This is a genomic window from Staphylococcus arlettae (genome assembly GCF_025560845.1).
In the GTDB taxonomy this organism is placed as follows: Bacteria; Bacillota; Bacilli; order Staphylococcales; family Staphylococcaceae; genus Staphylococcus; species Staphylococcus arlettae.
Window position 1 is genome coordinate 2,000,285 of sequence record NZ_CP094803.1, and the last position, 17,447, is coordinate 2,017,731.

The following is a 17,447-nucleotide window of genomic DNA, read 5'->3' on the forward strand; positions in this document are numbered from 1 at the left end:
ATAACCATCACAGTTATTTGTAGAAAAAACTAAAAAAGCATATAATGGGTATAAGAAAGCTAATTTTTAGGAAATTGATATGTCACTGTTAGTTGTATTACTTTCAATGTTTATTTTCCTTATTTTATTCAGATTAGAAAAGCCTATGTTTTACGGGAACACGTGCTTTAATTTAATCTAAAAATATAATTATTACTAGAGGGGTATCAAAATGAAGAATTTAGTCCTATTAGGTGGCGGCTATGGTAATATGCGTATCATGTCGCATATTTTACCAAGTGCTTTACCTGAAAATTATTCACTGACACTTGTAGATAGAATGCCATATCACAGTTTAAAACCAGAATTTTATGAGTTGGCAGCTGGAACTAAATCAGACAAAGACGTTCGTATGAATTTTCCAGACTCTGAACGCATTAACGTGGTATATGGAGAAATTAATGATATTAATTTAGATGATCAAATTGTATCTGTGGGCAATACTAAAGTTGATTATGATGAATTAGTTATTGGTTTAGGTTGTGAAGATAAATATCACAATGTTCCAGGTGCTGAAGAATACACGCACAGTATACAAACACTTTCAAAATCACGCGAAACGTTCCATCATATAAGTGAATTACCCAATGGTGCTAGAGTTGGAATTGTCGGCGCTGGATTAAGCGGTATCGAATTAGCAAGTGAATTACGTGAAAGCCGAGAAGATTTAGATATTTACCTTTATGATCGTGGTGAACGTATTTTAAGTCGTTTCCCTGAAAAATTAAGTAATTATATCGAAAATTGGTTTGAAAAGAACTCAGTTCATGTTATTCCTAACTCAGACATTAATCGTGTTGAACCTGGTCGTATATACAACAATGATGTTCCAGAAGATTTAGATTTAATTGTATGGACAGCTGGTATCCAACCAGTGGAAATAGTACGTAACTTACCTATCGATATTAGTAAAAGTGGACGTGTTATTTTAAACCAGTATCACCAAGTACCTACATATAAAAATGTATATGTAGTTGGAGATTGTGCTGACTTACCATTTGCACCAAGTGCACAATTAGCAGAATATCAAGGTGACCAAATAGCTGATGTCATGAAATTAATTTGGCAAAATAAAGCATTACCTGAAAAAATGCCTGAAATAAAAATCCAAGGTTTCTTAGGTTCATTAGGAGACAAAAAAGGATTTGCTTACATTATGGATAGAACGGTTACAGGTCGTCTTGCTTCTATTCTTAAATCAGGTGTACTTTGGATGTACAAATATCATAACGGATAAAAATATATTAGCATTACAATACACAGTTAATGAGCCTAGAATATAAATATTCTAGGCTCATTTTTATATAACATGTTATTGTAATTGTCTGTCCATAAAACGTGTTATATCTTTTAGTTGAATGTAACCATCTGCCACATATTCGTCATTCATAGTAATTAAAGGATAAAATAATTCATCTTCTTGTATTTGCTCAATAAAATGTTGGTCATGATCCGATAGATTTTCAGTATCTTTTTGAAAATCTATATAGGTAAATTCAAATTTTACATCTGGATATTTTCTTTGTAATAATGGTTTTAGCCATTCAAATGTATTTTGTGACGTCGGTGCATTTACACAGCTTGCACATATTACGTCTGCACCATATACTACAACACTTATTTTTGTCATAAATCAAATCCCCCTTATTTCGAATCATAGATTTTTCTCTACATATCTATTATAATAAATAAATACGGATATGTAGAATTTATTTACTTGAAAGGAGGCATATTTATGCCAACTGAAAACGCAACGATGTTTGATCAAGTAGCTGAAGTTATCGAGCGACTACGCCCGTTCTTACTACGTGATGGTGGTGATTGTTCACTAATCGATGTAGAAGATGGAATAGTTAAATTGCAATTACACGGTGCTTGCGGAACATGCCCAAGTTCTACTATTACATTAAAAGCAGGTATTGAACGTGCATTGCATGAAGAAGTGCCAGGTGTTATCGAAGTAGAACAAGTATTCTAACGAATTACTTCAAATAAAATTTTAGAGACCTTCTATGTAAGAAAGTCTCAGACTGTCGACAAAGTTCTCCGACTTTGTTGGCAGTTTTTTTTGTGCACGCTTTCCTCGGGCACTGCCTCAGCCTGTAGTCTTCGGCTAGTGCTTTTCCCGCAGGAGTCAGCCCAAATCACTGCCAATATTATTTATTCAAAGCCTATTTGCTATCACAGAAATAGAAGTTAATGTGGGTTACCATGTAGACATGAGTTATATTTTTTAGAAAAAGCACCTCATTTTGGAACTTTTCAGTTACAAAAGATACACGTTGTGGTCACAGTACAGATTTCTGTCACACTCCGTAGTCTGTCGACGAAGTCCCCGATTTTGTTGGCAGTTTTTTTGTGCACGCTTTCCTCGGGCACTGCCTAAGCATATAGTCTTCGTCTAGTACACTTCTCGCAGGAACCTCTTTTATTGATTCTGATGCAACACAATTTGTTCGTTTACGTAAACCCAGCCCTTCCATCCAATATGTACAGCATCACTAATAACGTATGGTTCATAGTCTTTAGATGTCATATCATAAAGCTTACCATCTTTAGCAGTAATGGTATCTTTAATTTTTTGATAAATCATTTGACGTTGCTTAGATTTTATTCCAATATGATCATACCATTTGCCATTTGTCGGTATTACTATATATTGAACATCTGCTCCTGCAGCTTTCAACGTATCAACGAGTAATGCTAAATCTTCAAATTCCGGTGAATGTACTTTAAATTCATGATTGCGTTTAAATTTACGTTGTTTCGCTTGAATTAACTGCCAATATTTATCCTGTATATTATATTGATTCGACATACTATGTTGTTGTCCGTAAAGTTCGGCTTCTGCTTTTAAAGATGTCCACGATCGATGTGACGTGTCCTCTCCAACATGCTTAAACGCTTGCTTATTAAGTGGAAATGCAGCTTTAATTGCTTCAATTTTTAATAATTGATTTTCTTTGAACGATGAGACATAAGCATGTGAAGACTGTTGTTTATTTCGACTCATATCATGTAAGAAAGGCTTGTTTTTAACGTCTTTAAATTGTAATAAGCGCTGAGCATAACGTTCTTTTAAGTGCTTGCTCATTTGCTGTTGTTTAAATAACTGAGCAATTTGAGTTTCTGATATACGTGCATTAAAATTTTCTCGTGTTAAACCGCGTTGCGTGAACCATTGCGGTGAGATGATAAATGTTAATTTTTTGCCGTTAAGTTGATCAAAGTTTGCTGCAAGTGTCACAGCATTAATCAAGTCGGTAGAACCTCCTGTTCCTACTAAAAAAGGTGGTTTCTTAACTCTATGTGTTAACATAACAGCTGGGTGAAAAGGATCTTGTTTGCCTAATTCACTAGAACCATAAATAGGATAGTAGTTATTAGTTTCATATAATTTATTTTGTAGTAAAGTACCTTTTAACACTTGTTCGCTAAGCAAGTTGCGTTGTTCAGATAATGTTTGATTAGAAATTAATCCTTTAAACCAATTTGCGGGCAAAGCTACAAAAATTCCAAATAAAACTAAACTAATGATAAATGGATAGAATTGTTTCATTTTATTGTTTCGCAGATAATAACGCAATAATTTTATTTGGAGTCGCCCACGCTTCACGATCAAAATCTGTTATCGATACGTCGATACCTAACTGATTTTCAATGGCTAATAATAATTCTATCGTTTTAAAAGAATCGATAATACCTTCCTCAAATATTGCGATGTCTAAATTATCTTTTACAATAGAATCACCTGCAATGTCTGCTAAAATATTTAAAATTTGGTTTTTAATGTCCATACTAATTTCCTCCTAAATTAACTGTCCTGAAAATATGAGAAAGCCAAAAGTCACACAATGAAAAGTAATAACTGTACTAATACAAGCAGTAAATTTATTTTGCCACTGCCAGCCGAAGTATTTACTTAAGCGTTCAACATAACTAAAGCCAATAAACAAAGCTGCGTGATACAAACCGTATACTATGTAATGTAGCTCTAAACCATGCCATAAACCCATTAAGAAGAAATTAATTATAAATGCAATGTTCGACATAGCAAATTGACTTTTTAATAATTTTTTCTTCGACATAAAAAATAAACATCTCATATATATACAGTCTCTGAACCAAAAAGATAAAGTCATATGCCAACGTTGCCAAAACGCTTTAATATTTTGCGCTTTGAATGGTTGGTTAAAATTCGGTGGCGTTTGGATGCCATATAAATAACTAAAAGCTAAAGCAAATAAACTATATCCTGCAAAATCAAAAAACAAATAAAAGCTATAAGCATACATATATAACCACGTATCGACAACATTATGTGGTGTTTCAAGCAATGGTTGTATGACATAATTTTGAATCAAATAAGCAATAATGTATTTATATAAAAATCCAAGCATCACAAAATGGAGCGCTTTCGCAAATAATGTACTGTATACAGTACCGTCGGGCACTACTTTGTCATCTTTGATAAAACGCTTATAGCGATCTATTGGACCTGATGAAATAGTTGGAAAAAATGAAATGAATTGAATTACTTTCCAAACATCAACTTCTTTAATTGAACCATCTCTAATTTCCATTAGTAATTGCACACTTTTAAAGGTCACATAGGAAATACCTAAAAATGCAATTAAGTTCACCACTTTGTATTCATGGAAGACAATTTGATAGTCACCTAACCATGAGCTTTGTAATAATTTCACACATAGCAAGGGCAAGATTGCTAAAAATATTACACTGCTAAATAAACTCGTATAATTATGTCGACGTCTAATATTGAGATAAAACATAATGATACTCACTTGCCAAACAATATAACCGAAAAAGCTAAATAGTTGAAAACTCAAATACGGATTGTTGTAAATATTATATTTTTGCGATGCAAAAATAAGTACTACCATTAGTAAGCTACTTAAAAAATTATATGTATAACTACGCTTACCCATAAAACCTAAACAAACAACTGGTAGCAATACGACTATCGCTATCGCAAAAAAAGTGAACGTTCCATAAGGTATCATCGTAATATAACCTCATTTATAGCTTTTCTATCTACTTTGCCATTGCCATTTATCGGTAACTTTTCTAATATTTCATATTTAGTGGGTAGCATATAAGTAGGTAAATTTTCAGCTAATAGTGGTGTAATTTCGCTTTTCAATACTTTTACTTCTTCTGGGGATACTGCTTTAGTCAATGTGATTGCAGCGATAAGTTGAACTACCTTTCCTTGTTTAACTTTAGGTACTACTATCGCTTCTTGAATAAAGTGAATTTGTCGTAACCGAAACTCTATATCTTCTAGTTCTATACGATAGCCATTGTATTTGATTTGATTACCCATACGCCCTTTTATAAACCACATATCATCTAAATAGTACGCTGAGTCTCCCGTATAATATGCTTGTTTACCTTGATACTCTTTAAATACTTGTGCTGTCTTAATAGCATCATTTAAATATCCTTGACTCAAACATCTCCCCATAATAATTAATTCTGCATGGTCATTAACAGCTAACGTTACACCTGCTCTAGGTTTGCCTACTGGAAGCGGATTGTAGTGTTGTATAATGGACTGAGTTATTTGTATTCCAGTAACTGCAACCGTTGCTTCTGTCGGGCCATATGTGTTATAAACCACTGCTTTATTGAAGTGATGTAACAATTTTTCAGCAAGTTTATGGGATAGTACTTCCCCACAAAAAATAAATTGCCCTAAACTTTCATATTTTTCTTGAGTAAATACAGGTAATAATAAAGCTAACTCCATAAATGATGGTGTAGAAACCCAAATATTAATGTTATTGCTTCTTAATAAATCATCGAGCAACTGAGGCTTAGCCACCATATGTTTATCAACTAGATGTAGCGTACCAGCAGTTGTTAAACAAGGATAAATAGCCATTACAGATAAATCGAATGAGAACGGCGCTTGGTTTAACCAATGCTGATATAATCCCAATTGATTAATATCACTTATCCATTTAACAAATTCATTCAAGCTGCCATATGAAATTTGAACACCCTTAGGTTCTCCGGTAGTACCCGAAGTAAAAATAGTATAAGCTATATCAACTTCTTGTATATTATTAAATTCCCTTGTCGTTACTGACATCTGCTGTAAATCATCAATCGTTATTATTTCTCCATTAGTCAACTCTATTTCATCACTCGTTGTATTTAGTACAAAATTAGGTTCTACCTTATTGATTATGTGTTGCAAACGTGCAGTTGGCATAGAAATATCTAATGGTATATAACCACAACCTGCTTTTAAGCTGGCTAACATCCCTACAATCATGTAGGGAGACATATGACCATATAGTATTAACGGAGTACGCGATGACATTATATAACAGGCTAATGCATTAGCGTATGTATCCAATTGTTTATAAGTTAATGAATGATCGTTGTAACGAATAGCAATCTTATTAGGGTAAATGACGCTATACCGGTTTATTGTCTGTAAAATATCTTTCATGATGTTCTCCTCATTAAAATTCATTATAAATAAAATCGTTATGTGTATCTCCAGCACCATATAGTAAATACAAAGCAATGAAAATAATTAAATACAACAATACCAATCCAATACTTTTAACCACTATAAATCTATGATTATTCTTATTCATTATTCACCTCTTGAAAATACAACGATTCAGATTTTTTGTATCTATACACTTTTAAATTTACTACAACTTATTATACATAACATCAAACAACTTTACAATATATTAATATTTTTATGTATGAACTACATTTTACTATAACTATTTTCTTATATGTTTTTTCATTATGATTTTGATAGCAATCAATTCAATAAAAAAAGTAGTAACTGACGGTGGTTGTCAGTTACTACTTTTTTATTATTTGCGTGATACTCAATCACGATTACTGTGTAAATTACCCAAGTTAATTATTACTCATAAGTTTGATGCACTAATGCTAAGCTTTAACAGCTGTTTTTGCAGTATTACCATTTAGTACTAATTTAATATTATCTACACATAATTGAATCATTTTGTTACGAGTGACTACCGACGCACTACCGATATGTGGTACAACAACAGCATTTTTCATTCCTAATAAAGGATGATCCATTTGTATTGGTTCTTCTCTTAATACATCTAAGCCACATGCTAAAATTTGATTGTTTTCCAGAGCTGAAACAAGTGCAGACTCATCTACTACAGCACCTCTACCGATATTAATGAAAATGGCATCATTTTTCATTTTGGCAAAAGCTTCACTGTCAAATTTGTTTTCTGTTTCGGCAGTTAATGGAGCAGTACAAATTATAAAATCACTATGTTTTAGCAATGTGTCAAAGGAAACGTACAATGCTCCTAGTGCTTCTTCTGCCTCTTCGTTACGACTTCTATTATGATACATAATGTTCGCTTCAAAACCTTTTAAACGTTTAGCAAATGCTTTACCAATATCACCCATACCAAAAATACCTACTTTAGAACGGTATAAATCTTTGCCTGCCAACAAATAAGGACTCCAACTTTGCCATTGACCATCTTGTACATAACGTTCTGCTTCGACTATACGACGCGCGACACTCAACATCAATGATAAGCCTAATTCTGCAGTCGTTTCTGTTAATACATCTGGCGTATTTGTTACGACAATTTTATAATCATTTGCAAGTTGTACATCGATGTTATCATAGCCAACTGCCATATTAGCAATTACTTTTAAGTGTGGTGCTGCATTAATGGCTTCTTCATCAATCGTTTCCGTTAGTGTGATAAAACATGCAGTCGCATCTTTAATAGCGTTCAAAAATTGTTCTCGTGGCATTGGGGTAAAAGCTTCATTCCACACTTCTACTTGAGCTATTGTTTCTAATTGTTTAATGAATTCATCAGGTACTTGTCTAGTCACTACTACTTTATCCATTTAATCAACCTCACCTTTTAATGATTTAATTACAGCGTTTAAATCTTCGTAAGAGTATGTTGGTGGAATGTCTTTAGCTTCGACATCTGCAAGTGTTGACACCCCAGTTTGCACATGAATTGTATCAATGGAAACATTAATTCCTGAAAGTATGTCAGTATCATACAAATCGCCTATCATCGCTACTTCAGATTTAGGTAAGTTAAGAATATCTAATGCTTTATTCATAATTACTGGTTCTGGCTTTCCAATAAAAGTAGGCTGTACGCCTGTTGATACACTAACTACACTTGTAATAGCCCCATTCCCAGGCATAAATCCTCGTTCTTTAGGTATCGAAACATCTTTATTTGTAGAAATAAACTTCGCTCCATTTCGTACGCCTAACGTAGCGACCGCAAGCTTTTCATATGTAACCGCTTCGTCTAAACCTACAACAACATAATCAACGAATTCATCATTTTTTATTGTTAGGCCTTTATCTACGAGCGCTGTTTGTAACCCTGTACCTCCAAGCATGTACACAGATGCACCTGGATGTTCTTCTGCAATATAATCTGCTGTAGCTAAAGCAGATGTTACGACTTCATTGCCTGTTGCTGATATGCCCATAGTTTGTAATTTTTCAGCTACTGTTTCTGGTTGCTTTGAAGAATTATTTGTTACAAATAAATAAGGGATATTTTGTGCTTTTAAATATTCAATAAATTGAGATGCCCCATCAATAGGTTCGTCACCCTTATACATTGTTCCATCCAAATCGAGTAAGTACGCTTTATATTGCTTCATTTTATGTTAGTCTCCTTTTTTACCAAACGCAGTAATCGGTACATTTTCACTTTCTACAAATTGTATTACCTCTTGAATAAACTGGCGATAAAAAGGTAGCGCGTTATCAAACAAGGTCATCAAATTTGCTGTGTCTAATTCGTCATAATAATGTACAAATTGCTTTCTAACATCTACCGTTTGGTTAATATTTTGTTGTGTTTCCTTTGAGATAACTTGCTCTAATGCTAAAATATCTATTACGTCTTTATAATTTCCAGGATCTCGTAATATAAATCCGTCAATAATCATATTTCCAATATCAACCGATGATTCAATAAGCATCTGTGCTATACGTTCAAAGGCAAAATGGTTATGTTTGTTTTCTTCATATTGTTCTGTTAATTGTTGAATATATTTTAATTTGGCATTTAATTGGTCTTTGTTTACAAAGTACATTTCCGTCACCCCTTAATATATTCATCATATCACAATTTTGCAGTTAAATTCATTTGAAGTTATACTGAAAACTAAGGATTTATAACAAAATAGTTCTAACAACATTAGTATTAAAATAAATTGCTATTCTAACTATCAAAAGAAAGAAGGTTACATAATGATAGACATGTTTTTATACGACGATGATGAAGCTGCTCAAGTACAATTCGTTGGTTTTGTCGGCGAAGAGAGCCGCTATGATTTGATGCTAGTTCAAACGAATCGTCATTTCGGTAAAACGATTGTGCTTAACATGCAGACAAATAAGTTCGGTATTATCGGTACAGATGATTTAGCTGAAGAAGGTTATACCGCTTATATTTTAGGTGTCAATGAAGCAGAAGGTGAAGAACTTAATGCGTTTTTAGCTGAAAAAATCCAATAAAAATATAGGGGTGGAAGGAATTTCAAATTAGTAACATTCGAATTCCAAATCCACCCCTATATAGTTGCTTCATTTATGAAGTTTATTGTACACATAGACATCTATTCATTTGTTGGAACTAATAGTATCACAATGCATATAATGAGTTGTAAGCTAGCTTAGCTTTCACTATGTTGAATCGATGGTTGAATTTTAACATCTTTCAATTTATCTTCTTCTAAGACGACCTGTTTTTCTTGCTTCAATTTGTTTTGATTTTCAGTAGTAACATTTTTCAAAATGAAGTAAGGACAGCCAAAGTTACAGTATTCTAATAAATAATCTTGAATTGTTGAAAATCGTTTACTCAATTCTGCTTTTTTATTTGAATCGCTATAAAAACCTTTTAAGCGTAATTGTTCGTATCCTATATCACCAACAATGTAATCATACTTATCTAAAATATCTGAATAACGATTAGCAAATACTTCCTCATCGAAATGTTCCCTGTAATCTTCTATTATTTCAAAAAACTGCCCATTCACTTTTATCATGTCATTCACCCGAACTATTACTATATTTATAAAGCTATCTTGTTGGCTAATATAACGTGAATAAAGACTTAGCCCTCATACAACTCATTTGAAAACGTCTGCATTGGAGAACTAAGTCTATAAAGTTACTACATTATATTATTATTGTTCTGCTTTTAATTGCTCTTCACCAAGACGATGTTTTTCTTTAGCTGCTTCGTTAACTTGTTCATCTGCATGATATGAACTACGCACAAGTGGTCCTGCTTGGCAATGTTTAAATCCTTTGTCCATAGCAACTTTTCTTAATTTACCAAACTCTAATGGAGTATAGTATTTTTCAACTTTTAAATGCTTACGTGAAGGTTGTAAATATTGTCCAATTGTTAAGATATCAACATCATTGGCACGTAAATCATCCATAGTTTCGTAAATTTCGTCATATGTTTCGCCTAAACCAACCATAAAGCTTGATTTAGTTGGAATTTCCGGCTGCAATTCTTTAGATCGACGTAAAAATTCTAATGTACGATCATAAGTAGCACGCGCTCTTACTCTTGGTGTTAAACGGCGTACTGTTTCAATATTGTGGTTTAAAATATCCGGTTTTGATGCCATTAAAGTTTCTAATGCTTCAAAATCTCCGCCCATATCTGAAGGTAAGATTTCAATTGTTGTAAATGGGTTACGTTCACGTACTTTACGTACTGTTTCTGCATAAACATTTGAACCAGCATCTCTTAAGTCATCTCTAGCTACTGCTGTAATTACTACATGTTTTAAGTTCATTAATTCTACAGATTCTGCTACACGTTCTGGTTCATCTAAGTCTAACTCGTTAGGCAATCCAGTTTTAACAGCACAGAATCTACAAGCACGTGTACATACAGCACCTAGTATCATAAATGTAGCAGTACGACGTTCACCCCAACATTCATGAATATTCGGACATTTTGCCTCTTCACAGACCGTATGTAAATTCTTCTCACGCATCATCTTCTTGAGCCCTGTGTAATTTTCATTAGTATTAAGCTTTATTTTCAACCAATCTGGTTTTCGTAGTATTTCTTCATTTTTAGTAGCCATAACCACGCACGACCTCCTGTATTAATATCTTCCATCATTATAACTAACTTCACACTAAATTAAAACGTAATTGGGTTAGAAATTAATATTCTAACAATTTTTCTTTAAAAATATCTCTTAAAAATTCAGGCATTAAGTACTCAGTTGCTTGGTCTTTCAGTGTTGGAAAATACCGGCCAAATGTGTACATATCCACTGTACCTAATGTATAAATTTTGTCATCATCTATTTCTTCACCATTGATAAAATAACGAGATTCAGATTCTATAAATCCAAGGTTATATAATATATATCCCCCAAATATATCCCCCCTAAAGCCTAAACCTTGTGCATATTCATTAATATATTCTTGCTTTTGACTTTTTATTATAACATATTTTAGTTCTTGTCCTGTGATTTTGATTCTAACCGTATTTATAGGATGGGGTAACATTTGATGCACATCGTATTCTGTGACTTCTTTACCTTCTATCGCACGTACTATTAGACCTGCATTAATAATAGTGCAATCTGCATGTGTAAATTCATATATACTTTCAGCTAATAAATAAGATGTTTTTGAAATCACATTTGTTTTCCTTGGTAAGTTCATTTCATGATTAATAACCGGTGTACTTAATAATCGCTTACCTTCAAGTTCAAAGTCTGTTGCAACTTGGGGTAAGTCAGCATTAGCATAAAGCTCAGCCTTTTTAGATACTACACTATGATTTTGAATTTCCATCGTTACTTCACCTAAGTAGTAACCATATTTACCAGCCGCCGCCATTAATACGCCATTGTTCACTTCACCATGTTTGAAAAAATGATGTGTATGACTACCTAAAATAATATCAATTTCAGGTAATTCTTGGCACAATTTCTCATCAAAAAATACACCAACATGACTCATTATAATTAAGACATCATATTGACCTTCATGTGCTTTGACTTCATCTTTAATTGCTTCAAGCGGATCAGTAACAACCCAATCTAATGCACGATAAAAAGGTGTAAATGGTGCTGTTGCTGCTACAAATAATATTCTAGTACCTTCGATAACTTTAATAACTGAAGATGTTAGATGGTTAGGCAAATTACCAGCTTCATCAAATACATTGGCACACGTAATATCAAAATGTGCTTTATCATATAGTTGGTTTAATGCTGCATGTGAAATAGTCATACCTTCATTATTACCAATCGTTGCTATATCACAACGTGCACTGTTTAGTAGCTCTACATTATGTTTTCCCATTGTGGCTTGTGTAATTGGTGTTGATAAATCTACATGATCACCAATATCAAGATAAAGAGAGGGATGATTTAATTTGGGTCTTTCCTCTGCTAAATATGCTGAAATATTTGCATATTCTTGCAGATGACTATGTATATCATTAGTATGATAAATGGTTAGTTTCATCACAATCTCTCCTCTAAAATTAATGAATTGACGCTTATAACTTTAAAATAACTTCAATTGTTGTGGCGCTAAGCCATCATAATCAATTCCAAGTAGGCGTTGGTACATTTTCGCATTTGCTGCTGCGTGACCGCCTGAATTATTATTAAACACAACATAAATCGTTTTGGCTTTATGTTCCAACACTTTAACTTTGTTAACTAAGTCCATCAATTCTTCTTCTGTATAATCATATAAATAGCGTACTTCTCTCCATTTGTCATCGGTCATATCTTTTTTAGTCCAACCATGCACATTACGCCCGTGGTACCTTACAAAAGCAACGTCATGCGTGATTCGATTTACTAATGGAATGGAACCTTGACCAGCTTGAGGTTCATCACACACAGCATGAATGATTTTCTGGGCTGTCAAAAACTCTAGTGTCTGTTCTTTATAAGTGCTGTTAAACCAAGATTGATGTCTAAACTCAACACATATAGGTACATCAGATAACTTCGTTTTTAAGTAACGAATATATGTAATATGTTGTGTAGTACAATCAAACCAAGGTGGAAATTGAATTAATACCATCGCTAATTTATCAGCCGCTATTAATGGTTCTAACATCTTATTAAATTCATCGATTAACGCTTGTCTTGATGACGCAAAATCTAATACGTCTGCGTGTAACGTTAGCGCTTGATGGATTTTAACAATGAATTTAAAGCGTTTAGGTGTTTCTTTAATCCATTTTAGTATATTTCTTTCAGGTTGAATGGCATAGTAAGATGCATCAAGTTCAACAATTGGAAAATGACTAGCATAGACTTGTAATTTGTCAGTTTTCCTCTGTAAATCTTCGTACAATGAATCATGATCGCCCCAACCCGTTAGCCCTATATTTATCATTATTATCACCGACTTCATAATACCATATATTATTTAAGGGATTCACATGTTTAGATTATAATAGTATGTTTGAATTTTCATAGATAAAGTGAAAGCACTAGTTAAGTGCAACACGCTCATTACTATTTACTATATTTAGAGGTGAGTTAACTAGTGCTAATATATAATTTATTCATTTTGTAATATATTTTGTGTATCAGTAATAATTTGCGACATCAGTTGTGAAGCTGCAATAGATTGTGCTAACCGTGGAGTTTGTCCACTCCATAGATGTGTCATTTCTGCATCACCTAATTGAGCCGCCTTTTTTCGTATAGCATTGGTTAATTCATTTTGAATTGGATATGCTGGTATTTCATCATCATAACGTTGCATATTATGAATAAATTCATTATCAATACCTCGTGCCGGTTTTCCACTAAATGCTTTAGTAATGACAGTGTCAGTTTCAGCACTGTTAAATATAGCATTTTTCAACAAATCATTGGCATTACTTTCAATACAAGTTAAAAATGCTGTTCCCATCTGTACCGCTTCTGCACCTAATATCAAACTTGCTACAACTCCTCGCGCATCCATGATACCACCTGCAGCGATAACCGGAATAGTCACATTGTCTACAATTTGAGGCACAAGTGACATGGTACCTACTAAAGCACCATATTGGCCAGACGTTTGCAAGAACGAACCTCTATGCCCTCCTGCCTCACTGCCTTGAGCTACTACCATATCAAGACCCGCACGTTCATTTTCGATTGCTTCTTCTACAGACGTCGCAGTACCTACCACAGTTATATTATGACGATGTAGTTTATCGATAAGATCTTTTTCTGGCACGCCAAACGTAAACGTCACAATAGGTACCGATTGCGCAATTACAATTTCGATTGCTGATTCAAATTGTGTTTGTTCTTGAATGTTCAGTACTGGTTCTTCTAAATTAAATGCTCTACGATACGGCTTTAGCCACGCATTCATATGCATAACTTGTTCAGTGACGACTTCTTGATTTCCGGGTACAAAAAGATTTACAGCAAAAGGTCTTGAAGTTAGCATTTTAACTTCTTGGATGTGTTGTTCTAATTGTTCAGCGTTAAAATAACCTGCACCAATGATTCCTAAACCACCTGAGTTACTAACTGCAGCTACAAGCTCAGGTGATGTGCTGCCAGCCATACCTGCTTGGAAAATTGGATATTTTATCTTTAATTGATTCGTTACACTTGAAGTTAAATTCATTTTCAACACCTCTTATGTATTGGAATTATGAGAGGATTGCTTTCTATTTAATGACACCTTTTCCTCTTCTTCTTCATCCATTTCATCTTCAATATCCATTCCTAACATTTCTTCAATTAAATCTTCATGTGAGACGATACCATCAGTCCCACCGTATTCGTCTAAAACAACAGCTAAGTGTTTACGTGTCACTGTCATTTTTCTTAATGCCCATTCTGCTTTGTTATGTTCATTGACAAACAGTGGAACAGAAATATAATCTGTAATTTGTTTCTGTTGTTCTTGGCTCCAAGCTAATAAATATTTTGAATGGAAAATACCTATAATGTTATCAATATCTTCATCATACACCGGATACCGAGTAAATGGATTAGAGATAACTGTTTCGTATGCTTCTTGATATGTAGTTTCTTTAGAAAATGCTGTGACGTTAATACGCGGTGTGGTGTTAACATCATTAATTTTTAATTGTTCAAAATCCATTACGCCTTGCAATCGTTTACTTTCCATTTCGTTAAATGCGCCTTCACTACCTGCAATTGTTACCATTTGTCTAATTTCTCCTTTTGAATAACGTTGAGAACTTTCTTCATTTTTAGTTAATGCATGATGAATACTATCTGTTATCCCGTTTAAAATCATTGTTAATGGTTTAAAAATAAAAATACATATTTGTAATGGTATATAACTTAATTTAGCAATTTGATATGGAATTGACGCTGCAATTGACTTAGGAATAACTTCACCTATAAACAACACGATTACGATAGCAATGATAATTGCCCACACAATATGTATATCGTGCTTTTCTGCATAGATTGTCGCTAATATCGGAATTAATATATTCGCTATAGTATTGCCTATTAAAGTTGTGGTAATAAAATTACTTGGCTTTTGTAGTAAGTCTAATAATTTTTGAGCTTGCTTATCCCCTTGCTTTGCTTCTTCAGTTAATCTAATTCTATTAATTGCGGAGAGCGCTGTTTCACTACTCGAAAAAAAGAAAGATATAATTAATAGAATGGCTATGGTTATTGCTATAATCACACTGCATATCCCCTTATTGTTAATGTCATATTAAAATTAATATTCCCATGTTTATAAAACATGAAACGCAACATAGTTAATAATATATCGTTGTATATTAATTAAAAAAGCACGAGTTCATACACATATTCGATATCATTTAACAGTAAATGGTATCAACATGGTATCACTCGTGCTTGTAGTCAAATCAAAATCATATTGGCATGGTGATAGTTATTATCCGATACTACCTTCCATTTCGAATTTGATTAGACGATTCATTTCTACCGCATATTCCATTGGTAGCTCTTTTGTAAATGGCTCAATGAAGCCCATAACAATCATTTCAGTCGCTTCTTCTTCAGAAATACCACGACTCATTAAGTAGAACAATTGCTCTTCAGAAACTTTTGAAACTTTTGCTTCATGTTCTAATGAAATGTTGTCATTAAATACTTCGTTATATGGAATTGTATCTGATGTTGATTCGTTATCTAAAATTAAAGTGTCACATTCAATGTTTGAACGTGCGCCTTTTGCTTTTCTACCGAAGTGTACAATACCACGGTATACAACTTTACCACCATCTTTTGAAATTGATTTAGATACAATCGTTGATGATGTATTTGGCGCTTTATGAATCATTTTCGCACCAGCATCTTGGACTTGTCCTTTACCTGCGAATGCAATAGATAAAGTACTACCTTTAGCACCTTCACCCATTAAGACACAGTTTGGATATTTCATAGTTAACTTAGATCCTAAGTTACCGTCAACCCATTCCATGTTACCATTTTCGTGCACTAAAGTACGTTTTGTAACTAAGTTATATACGTTATTCGCCCAGTTTTGAATTGTTGTATAACGTACGTGTGCGTCTTTGTGTACAATAATTTCAACTACAGCTGAGTGTAATGAACTTGTTGAGTACACTGGCGCAGTACAACCTTCAACATAGTTTACTGATGCACCTTCATCTGCAATGATCAATGTACGTTCGAATTGTCCCATGTTTTCAGAGTTAATACGGAAATAAGCTTGTAATGGCGTATCTAATTTAATGTTTTTAGGAACATAAATAAATGAGCCACCTGACCATACAGCTGAGTTTAACGCTGCGAACTTATTATCTGCTGCTGGAACTACAGATGCAAAGTACTCTTTAAATAACTCTTCATTTTCTCTTAATGCGCTGTCTGTATCTTTAAAGATAATGCCTTTATCTTCTAATTCTTTTTCCATATTGTGGTATACTACTTCAGATTCATATTGAGCAGAAACACCAGCTAAATATTTTTGTTCTGCTTCTGGGATACCTAGTTTATCAAATGTACGTTTGATTTCTTCAGGTACTTCGTCCCAAGAACGTTCAGTATTTTCTGATGGTTTTACGTAATACGTAATATCATCAAAGTCTAATTCTGATAAATCTCCACCCCATTGTGGCATTGGCATTTTATAGAATAGTTTCAATGCTTTTAATCTGAAATTAAGCATCCATTCTGGTTCTTCTTTCATGTTTGAAATTTCTTTAACAATATTTTCTGTTAAACCACGTTCTGATCTAAAAATGGACACGTCTTCATCATGGAAACCATATTTATAATCTCCTAAATCAGGTGCTTTTTTAGCCATTTCAATCACTCCTTATATATATTTAAAACTGCTATACGCGCAATATTTTATTTTG

At 33.4% G+C, this 17,447-nt stretch carries 19 protein-coding genes; 3 read left to right on the forward strand and 16 right to left on the reverse strand.

Annotation, left to right across the window (positions count from 1 at the left end; all coding sequences use genetic code 11):
* The first annotated feature begins 211 nt into the window (after positions 1 to 211).
* On the forward strand, positions 212 to 1,276 hold the full coding sequence (locus MUA37_RS09745; RefSeq protein WP_002509363.1) for an NAD(P)/FAD-dependent oxidoreductase: 1,065 nt from the start codon (positions 212 to 214) through the stop codon (positions 1,274 to 1,276).
* 75 nt (positions 1,277 to 1,351) lie between these two features.
* Here MUA37_RS09745 and MUA37_RS09750 read toward each other — a convergent pair whose 3' ends face one another.
* Positions 1,352 to 1,669, reverse strand: a complete 318-nt coding sequence (locus MUA37_RS09750; RefSeq protein WP_002509364.1) for a YuzD family protein — start codon at positions 1,667 to 1,669, stop codon at positions 1,352 to 1,354.
* A 105-nt stretch (positions 1,670 to 1,774) separates the two neighbouring features.
* Between MUA37_RS09750 and MUA37_RS09755 the strand changes: the two genes are divergently transcribed.
* A complete protein-coding gene (locus tag MUA37_RS09755) occupies positions 1,775 to 2,017 on the forward strand; it encodes a NifU family protein (protein ID WP_002464399.1) in 243 nt (80 codons plus the stop codon).
* A gap of 450 nt (positions 2,018 to 2,467) precedes the next feature.
* Here MUA37_RS09755 and dltD read toward each other — a convergent pair whose 3' ends face one another.
* From dltD to MUA37_RS09795, 8 genes are all read right to left on the reverse strand, one after another.
* A complete protein-coding gene (gene dltD / locus MUA37_RS09760) occupies positions 2,468 to 3,598 on the reverse strand; it encodes a D-alanyl-lipoteichoic acid biosynthesis protein DltD (protein WP_107377873.1) in 1,131 nt (376 codons plus the stop codon).
* Position 3,599: 1 nt separating this feature from the next.
* Positions 3,600 to 3,836: a D-alanine--poly(phosphoribitol) ligase subunit 2 gene (gene dltC, locus MUA37_RS09765; protein ID WP_002509366.1), complete on the reverse strand. Its 237-nt coding sequence runs from the start codon at positions 3,834 to 3,836 to the stop codon at positions 3,600 to 3,602.
* 12 nt (positions 3,837 to 3,848) lie between these two features.
* Positions 3,849 to 5,063: a D-alanyl-lipoteichoic acid biosynthesis protein DltB gene (gene dltB, locus MUA37_RS09770; protein WP_002509367.1), complete on the reverse strand. Its 1,215-nt coding sequence runs from the start codon at positions 5,061 to 5,063 to the stop codon at positions 3,849 to 3,851.
* Positions 5,060 to 6,523, reverse strand: coding sequence for a D-alanine--poly(phosphoribitol) ligase subunit DltA (gene dltA / locus MUA37_RS09775; protein ID WP_262624563.1), 1,464 nt, complete (start codon positions 6,521 to 6,523; stop codon positions 5,060 to 5,062). The genes dltB and dltA overlap by 4 nt, the downstream gene beginning before the upstream one ends.
* 13 nt (positions 6,524 to 6,536) lie before the next feature.
* Positions 6,537 to 6,674, reverse strand: coding sequence for a teichoic acid D-Ala incorporation-associated protein DltX (locus MUA37_RS09780; protein ID WP_002509369.1), 138 nt, complete (start codon positions 6,672 to 6,674; stop codon positions 6,537 to 6,539).
* Positions 6,675 to 6,987: 313 nt separating this feature from the next.
* On the reverse strand, positions 6,988 to 7,950 hold the full coding sequence (locus MUA37_RS09785; protein WP_262624564.1) for a 2-hydroxyacid dehydrogenase: 963 nt from the start codon (positions 7,948 to 7,950) through the stop codon (positions 6,988 to 6,990).
* Positions 7,951 to 8,739: a TIGR01457 family HAD-type hydrolase gene (locus tag MUA37_RS09790; protein WP_107376656.1), complete on the reverse strand. Its 789-nt coding sequence runs from the start codon at positions 8,737 to 8,739 to the stop codon at positions 7,951 to 7,953.
* Positions 8,740 to 8,745: 6 nt separating this feature from the next.
* Positions 8,746 to 9,177, reverse strand: coding sequence for a DUF86 domain-containing protein (locus tag MUA37_RS09795; RefSeq protein WP_002509371.1), 432 nt, complete (start codon positions 9,175 to 9,177; stop codon positions 8,746 to 8,748).
* 157 nt (positions 9,178 to 9,334) lie between these two features.
* Here MUA37_RS09795 and MUA37_RS09800 point away from each other — a divergent pair, with 157 nt between their 5' ends.
* Positions 9,335 to 9,601 carry a DUF3055 domain-containing protein gene (locus MUA37_RS09800; RefSeq protein ID WP_103388101.1) on the forward strand — a complete coding sequence of 89 codons (267 nt, stop codon included), beginning with the start codon at positions 9,335 to 9,337 and terminating at the stop codon, positions 9,599 to 9,601.
* 158 nt (positions 9,602 to 9,759) lie between these two features.
* Here MUA37_RS09800 and MUA37_RS09805 read toward each other — a convergent pair whose 3' ends face one another.
* From MUA37_RS09805 to sufB, 7 genes are all read right to left on the reverse strand, one after another.
* Positions 9,760 to 10,134 carry a YutD family protein gene (locus MUA37_RS09805; protein WP_002509373.1) on the reverse strand — a complete coding sequence of 125 codons (375 nt, stop codon included), beginning with the start codon at positions 10,132 to 10,134 and terminating at the stop codon, positions 9,760 to 9,762.
* Between the two features lie 141 nt (positions 10,135 to 10,275).
* A complete protein-coding gene (gene lipA, locus MUA37_RS09810; protein ID WP_002509374.1) occupies positions 10,276 to 11,199 on the reverse strand; it encodes a lipoyl synthase in 924 nt (307 codons plus the stop codon).
* Between the two features lie 82 nt (positions 11,200 to 11,281).
* On the reverse strand, positions 11,282 to 12,601 hold the full coding sequence (locus MUA37_RS09815; protein WP_002509375.1) for a bifunctional metallophosphatase/5'-nucleotidase: 1,320 nt from the start codon (positions 12,599 to 12,601) through the stop codon (positions 11,282 to 11,284).
* 42 nt (positions 12,602 to 12,643) lie between these two features.
* Positions 12,644 to 13,492 (reverse strand): DUF72 domain-containing protein, encoded by an 849-nt coding sequence (locus MUA37_RS09820; protein WP_262624565.1) that lies wholly within the window; start codon positions 13,490 to 13,492, stop codon positions 12,644 to 12,646.
* Positions 13,493 to 13,660: 168 nt separating this feature from the next.
* On the reverse strand, positions 13,661 to 14,731 hold the full coding sequence (locus tag MUA37_RS09825; RefSeq protein WP_002509377.1) for an NAD(P)H-dependent flavin oxidoreductase: 1,071 nt from the start codon (positions 14,729 to 14,731) through the stop codon (positions 13,661 to 13,663).
* A 12-nt stretch (positions 14,732 to 14,743) separates the two neighbouring features.
* Positions 14,744 to 15,772: a hemolysin family protein gene (locus MUA37_RS09830; RefSeq protein ID WP_262624927.1), complete on the reverse strand. Its 1,029-nt coding sequence runs from the start codon at positions 15,770 to 15,772 to the stop codon at positions 14,744 to 14,746.
* Positions 15,773 to 15,994: 222 nt separating this feature from the next.
* Positions 15,995 to 17,392 (reverse strand): Fe-S cluster assembly protein SufB, encoded by a 1,398-nt coding sequence (gene sufB / locus MUA37_RS09835; protein ID WP_002509379.1) that lies wholly within the window; start codon positions 17,390 to 17,392, stop codon positions 15,995 to 15,997.
* Between the last annotated feature and the right edge of the window lie 55 nt (positions 17,393 to 17,447).